The sequence below is a fragment of the Mycobacterium helveticum genome (assembly GCF_007714205.1).
In the GTDB taxonomy this organism is placed as follows: domain Bacteria; phylum Actinomycetota; class Actinomycetes; order Mycobacteriales; family Mycobacteriaceae; genus Mycobacterium; species Mycobacterium helveticum.
In genome coordinates this window covers 1-1,336 of record NZ_VMQU01000290.1, presented here as the reverse complement: position 1 = coordinate 1,336, position 1,336 = coordinate 1, and the positions used below count along the sequence as shown (strand labels likewise).

The 1,336-nt window shown below is 66.3% G+C and carries 2 protein-coding genes; one reads left to right on the top strand and one right to left on the bottom strand.

Features of this window, described 5'->3' with window-relative positions; all coding sequences use genetic code 11:
* A partial coding sequence (locus tag FPZ47_RS27535) for an IS1634 family transposase (RefSeq protein ID WP_144957527.1) occupies nt 1-714 on the top strand: 714 nt, incomplete at its 5' end.
* A 242-nt stretch (nt 715-956) separates the two neighbouring features.
* Here FPZ47_RS27535 and FPZ47_RS27530 read toward each other — a convergent pair.
* On the bottom strand, nt 957-1,336 hold a 380-nt coding region (locus tag FPZ47_RS27530), incomplete at its 5' end, for an ANTAR domain-containing protein (RefSeq protein WP_168209590.1).

Sequence of the window (1,336 nt, the reverse complement as noted above, 5' to 3'; positions counted from 1 at the left end):
GCCGCGACCGAGAAACTCCTCGCCGCGATCGCCGAGCGGGTCAGCGCCGGCAGGCTGCGCGGGGCCGGCAAGATCGGAGAACCGGTCGGCGCGGCCATCGGGAAATACAAGATGGGCAAGCACTTCCACCGCGACGTCACCGACACCACCTTCACCTACCGTCGCGACCAGGCGCGCATCGACGCCGAAGCCGCCCTCGACGGCATCTACGTGCTGCGCACCAGCGTGCCCGCCGAGGGCCTCGACCCCGCCGCCGTGGTGCAAAGCTACAAGAACCTCGCCAACGTCGAACGCGACTTCCGCATCATCAAATCCGACGACCTGGACCTGCGCCCGATCCACCACCGCCTCGACGACCGCGTCAAAGCCCACGTGCTGATCTGCCTGCTCGCCTGCTACCTCATCTGGCACCTGCGCAAGACCTGGGCGCCGCTGACCTTCACCGACGAGCAGCCACCCCACCGGGATAACCCCGTCGCCCCCGCACAGCGCTCACCCGAAGCCGATGCGAAGGCCTCCACCAAACACGACGCCAACGGCAACCAGCTCCGCAGCTTCCGCGACCTGCTCGACCACCTGGCCACCCTCACCCGCGACCGAATCCGCTACCACGACACCAACATCGAAATCGACAAACTCACCGACCCCACCCCCGAACAGCGCCGTGCCTTCGACCTCCTCAACACCCCTATCCCGCTCACCATCGCCGCGTAGCCAGAACAACCCACCCCACCAACCAGCGAATCCCCAGGTCAACCCGGGTATTCGCCTATTTCAACAGCCTTAACTTCGGTCTAGCCCCGGGAACCGCTGTGAGTGAGTAGGTGTCGATGAGCCGGCGGGTGCGCGCGAGCACGGCTTGCAGCGGGATATGCCGGAAGTCCAAGCCAGCGGGCGCCGAACCAAAGCCTAGAGAGGGGCGCGGGCGCAGCAGCCCGCCGCGCTGCCTAACACACTTAACCGATGTTGGGCGGCTGCTCGGTGCGCCCGCCGTCGGCCGGGTCCTCACCGGTGAGGGTGTCGAGGATGAATTGGGCGGCGGTGTGTCGATCGATACCCGCATCATCAGCTCGGGTGTCCAGTTCCCGATGAGCTTGCTCTGGCGTGTAGCCGCGCCCGATGAGGACACCGATCGCCTGATTGATGACCGACGCCGTTGTCAGATACGTCCCGGTTGTCAGATACGTCCCGGTTGTCAGATATGTCCCGGTGCCCGATCCGGCGGGGAGGCTGAGATGCTGATCGAGTACGAAGTCGCCGGGCGGGCGGCCGGTGAGCCACGCCAGGTCTGCGGCGAGGTCGACGAACGTTCCCGGCGTGCCCGCGTAGAGGATCA